Source organism: Chitinophaga sp., from assembly GCF_036566945.1.
Classification (GTDB): Bacteria; Bacteroidota; Bacteroidia; order Chitinophagales; family Chitinophagaceae; genus Chitinophaga.
The window spans coordinates 1-4847 of record NZ_DATCVJ010000606.1; the positions used below are offsets into that span (position 1 = coordinate 1).

Consider the following 4847-nt stretch of genomic DNA (forward strand, 5'->3'; position numbering starts at 1 on the left):
CTAAAAGCTAACGGCTAAAAGCTATTTTAATATCTTTGCTAAAATTTGATAATACAACATGTTACAAGTACCGTTTATACGTCAAAATAAAGAATTAGTGCTGGAGCGTCTGGCCTTTAAAAACTTTAAGGAGTTGGAAGTGGTGGAAGAAGTGCTGGCACTGGACGACAAGCGTAAGAAGTTAACCCTCGAATACGACGACACACAGGCGCAGGTAAATAGCTTATCCAAAGAAATTGGTAAGCTGATGGCCCAGGGCAAAAAGGAAGAAGGTGAGGCCCAACGTGCTGCGGTAGCAGCTTTGAAAGAGCGTCTCGGACCTGTGAATGAAGAATTGAATGCGACTGAAAAAGCATTGCATGATACGCTGGTAAAATTGCCGAACCTCCCTGCTTCTATCGTTCCAGCCGGTAAAACACCGGAAGAAAATGTGGAAGTGCGTAGTGGTGGTAAAATTCCGACCTTGTATGATGGCGCTGTTCCTCACTGGGATCTGGCCAAACAGTACGACCTGATTGACTTTGAACTGGGTAATAAAATTACCGGTAGCGGTTTTCCTGTTTTCAAAAACAGGGGCGCCCGCCTGCAGCGTGCCCTGATCCAATATTTCCTGGATTATAATACCAGCAATGGTTACACAGAATATGCACCGCCTTATATGGTCAATGAAGCATCTGCCTATGGTACCGGTCAGTTACCGGATAAAGAAGGACAGATGTATCATGCTACAGAAGATAACTACTATCTCATTCCTACAGCAGAAGTACCGGTGACCAATATCTATCGGGATGAAATTGTAAAGGATACGGATCTGCCTATCAAAATGACGGCCTATACGCCTTGTTTCCGCCGTGAAGCAGGTTCTTATGGTAAAGATGTACGTGGATTAAACCGGGTACACCAGTTTGATAAAGTAGAAGTAGTACAACTGGTACATCCGGATAAGTCTTACGAGGCGCTGGATGAAATGGTGGCACATGTAGAGGCCCTGTTGAATCAGCTGCAACTGCCCTATCGTATTCTTCGTTTATGCGCGGGCGATATGAGCTTTACTTCTGCTATTACTTATGATTTTGAAGTATATAGCGCTGCCCAGCAGAAATGGCTGGAAGTGAGCTCTGTAAGTAACTTCGAAGCCTATCAGACAAACCGTATGAAAATACGTTTTAAGGAAAATAATGGTAAGCCACAGCTGGTGCATTCCCTGAATGGCAGCTCTTTGGCATTGCCCCGTATCCTGGCCTGCCTGCTGGAAAACAACCAGACCATTGAAGGTATACAGATACCAACAGTGTTGCAGAGCTATTTCGGCAGCCATATGATATAAAGGAAATTACGAATTACGAATTGCGAATTACGGAGTTGTGTGTAGATAGCAGCGAGTATGGATCTTCTCGTTTACGATCTCCCCACAACTCCGTAATTAGTAATTCCTAATTCGTAATTCTTCTCAAAGCACCCGTTCTCATGAAACATTTTCTGCCCACCGGCGACGAACTCATCATTCGCCCTCCCGAAATTAAAGATGCAGCTGCTTTGCTTGCCAGCTTTCAGCGCCTGACCCGGGAAACGGACTACCTGCTTTTTACGCAGAAAGAGTCGTTGGAGCTGGATCTTGCTTCAGAAGAAGATTATATTCAATCCTACCTGGACAACCCCAACCAACTCCTGCTCGTAGCCACTGTCAGGGGGCGTATTATAGGCTCTGTTAATGTCAATCATAGCGGTCTTCATAAAAAAGCACATACCGCCGAAATGGGCATTGCTGTACAAAGCGAATGGAATAATATGGGTATTGGCCGCCGTCTGATCACCGCCATGTTGCGTTGGGCGGAAGAACGTCCGGGGCTGCATATCGTATCCCTCCATGTTTTTTCTCCCAATGAAAAAGCCATGCAGTTATATCGCAACTTTGGCTTTATGGAGTGCGGGCGCCTGCCACAAGCCATTTTGCTCAAAAATGGGAGCTATGCCGACCTGGTGACCATGTACCTGCAAATAAAACCATTGCCATAATTTCTCCCGAATACGATTAATTTTAAGGTTTAAATGAAATAGCATGGATCGATATGACCGTCAGACCCGGTTGGAAGGATTTGGGCCGGAGAAACAAGCGTTACTACAACAGGCGAAAGTGCTCGTAGTAGGCGCTGGGGGCCTCGGCGTACCGGTGTTACAATACCTTACGGCCATGGGCGTTGGTACCATCGGCATTGTGGAACATGATACGGTGAATGTAACCAACCTGCAAAGACAAGTACTCTATACCACGGCAGATCAGGGCGCCTCTAAAGTGCAGCTGGCCGCCGCCCGCCTGCAACAGCTGAATCCGGAAGTCAAACATATTATCTACGATACCTGGCTGACAACGGATAATGCGCTGGCGCTATTTCGCGGATACGATGTAATAGTAGATTGTTCCGATAATTTTGGTACCCGCTATTTGGTCAATGATGCCTGTGTGATCACCGGTAAACCGCTGGTGTATGGAGCGATCTATAAATACGAAGGACAGGTAAGCGTATTTAATTATCAGCAAGGAGCGACTTATCGCTGTATCTTCCCGGAAGCACCGGAAAGCGGGGAAATGCTGAACTGTAATGATATTGGAGTATTGGGTGTTTTACCCGGACTGATTGGCTGTTACCAGGCCAATGAAACGGTGAAAGTAATTACCGGTATAGGCACGCCTCTCCGTAATCAGCTGATGACCATCGATACATTGCATAATACCCAGATGGTATTTAATATTACGCCGGTACCTGCCAACAGGCAGATCACGGCGCTTCAAGATAATTATCAACAAACCGTTTGCGAAATGGAAGGCGTACAATCCTTATCTGTGCAGCAATTGCACGAATGGCTGCAAAACGATACCCGCTTCATGCTGCTGGATGTCAGAGAAGATGATGAGTGGGAAATCTGTCATATTCCACAGTCGGTGCATGTGCCGATGGCGCGTGTATTGCAGCAGGCCGCTGCCATCCCTGCCGATGCGCCCATAGCTGTGCTGTGTCATCATGGAATGCGCAGCAGAGCGGTAGCGCAACGTTTAGTGGAACTTGGTTTTAACCGGGTATACAATGTAGAAGGCGGTATTCATGCCTGGGCCAGTGCCATAGATGATCAGATGCAAACTTATTAACGGTGATCGCAGAACTCTGTTTACTTTTTTTCCTGATAGCGCTGGCCTATTCAGCCGCTGGTTTTGGAGGAGGGTCCAGCTATCTGGCTATCCTGGCGTTGTGGAGTATAGATTTTCAGCTGATGAAATCTACCGCCCTGTTATGTAATGTAGCGGTGGTAGTAGGTGGCGTTTATCATTTTTATAAAAGCGGGCATCTCCCAATGAAAAAAGCCTGGCAGCTGTCGCTGGTAAGCGTGCCGCTGGCTTTTCTGGGCAGTTATTTGCCGATGAAGCAGGCTACGTTTTTCCTCGTGCTGGGTATTGCGCTTACACTGGCTGCACTGGTGATGTGCTATCGCCTGTTTTTTGAGCGGGAGGAACCGATTATTCCTGCTGATAAAAGCAATGGTATCACATACGGCATCACATACGGCATCATTGGCGGCGCCATTGGGTTGCTATCCGGTATGACAGGTATTGGCGGAGGTATTTATTTGTCGCCGGTACTACGTTTGGGAAAGTATGATACAGCCAAGAATATTGCCGGGTTAAGCAGCTTTTTTATCCTGGTAAATTCTATAGCCGGATTGGCGGGGCAGGCTGCCAAGCATGCGATTGTGTTTGACTGGAAGTTTGCAGGCCCATTGCTGCTGGCGGTTATTGCCGGCGGACAAATAGGCGCGCGGCTGAGCGCAAAAGTATTGAAACCCAGGTGGGTAGCGGGTGCTACGGCCATACTGATTTTATATGCCGGGGTGAGAATGTTGATAAAGTAACGTAGGTATCATCCACCAATAACAGACATACTTTCCATATTTTTCTCTGTATGCTGTAATGCGGCTTCAAACCCATTGGCAAACCGTGCATGTATGGCGGCTTGTATAGCAGGCAACAGCTGCCGCGTATCGTGCTGCAGCATTTCTTTTACATTCAATACATCGTTCCCGTACAGGCATGTTTTCATACTACCGGTAGCGGATATACGAAGCCGGTTGCAGGTGCCACAAAAAGTACGGCTGTAGGCGGGAATCACGCCGATATTGCCTTTATGACCAGGTATGTGATAGTTGAGAGAAGTAGAATGAGGCGCATCTGCTATTTTCTGTAGCGTATATACTTCGCCGATAGTATCCAGTATTTTATGATAGTTCCAGGTGATACCCGAAAAGGCATGTCCTTGTCCGTTAAAAGGCATTTCTTCTATAAACCTTACTGAAAGCGCGTTGTTGTGAGTAAGTGCCGTGAATGCGGTGAGTTCATCCGTATTTACTTTATCCATTACCACTACATTGATTTTTACGGACATGTTGTGTTGCAGCAGGCTTTGCAGTGTATCCATCACCGTAGTAAATTTATTTCGGCGTGTGATCTGGAAGAAACGCTCTGCCTGTAAGCTATCCAGGCTCAGGTTAATATTGGTAATGCCCAGTTGCTGTAGTGCCGGAATAAAAGGTTGTGTGAGTACACCGTTGGTAGTGATCGCCATTTCCCTGATACCGGGTATTGTTTTTATTTTTTCCAGCAGCGTCATCAAACCGGGGCGTAGAAAGGGTTCTCCGCCGGTGATTCTTACTTTGGAAATACCTGCCGCCGCGAGTATTTGCAGCAGGGAGATGATTTCATGATCGGTTAACAATGCAGCCCGGTGCACAAAATGCATATTCTCCGGCATGCAGTAGGTGCATCGCAGATTGCAGCGGTCTGTTACCGACAGTCTAAC

At 46.9% G+C, this 4847-nt stretch carries 5 protein-coding genes; 4 read left to right on the plus strand and 1 reads right to left on the minus strand.

The window, feature by feature from the left end:
• Positions 1-58: 58 nt before the first annotated feature.
• From serS to VIP81_RS18460, 4 genes are all read left to right on the plus strand, one after another.
• Positions 59-1327 (plus strand): serine--tRNA ligase, encoded by a 1269-nt coding sequence (serS, locus tag VIP81_RS18445; RefSeq protein WP_331964265.1) that lies wholly within the window; start codon positions 59-61, stop codon positions 1325-1327.
• 140 nt (positions 1328-1467) lie between these two features.
• Positions 1468-2016 carry a GNAT family protein gene (locus VIP81_RS18450; RefSeq protein WP_331964268.1) on the plus strand — a complete coding sequence of 183 codons (549 nt, stop codon included), beginning with the start codon at positions 1468-1470 and terminating at the stop codon, positions 2014-2016.
• 43 nt (positions 2017-2059) lie between these two features.
• Complete coding sequence (locus VIP81_RS18455) at positions 2060-3145, plus strand: HesA/MoeB/ThiF family protein (RefSeq protein WP_331964271.1); 1086 nt, start codon at positions 2060-2062, stop codon at positions 3143-3145.
• Positions 3146-3147: 2 nt separating this feature from the next.
• The gene (locus tag VIP81_RS18460) at positions 3148-3903 is read left to right on the plus strand and encodes a sulfite exporter TauE/SafE family protein (protein ID WP_331964274.1); all 756 of its coding nucleotides are present in this window, start codon (positions 3148-3150) and stop codon (positions 3901-3903) included.
• Between the two features lie 8 nt (positions 3904-3911).
• Here VIP81_RS18460 and moaA read toward each other — a convergent pair.
• Positions 3912-4847: GTP 3',8-cyclase MoaA (gene moaA, locus VIP81_RS18465; RefSeq protein WP_331964277.1), on the minus strand; the 936-nt coding region annotated here is incomplete at its 5' end.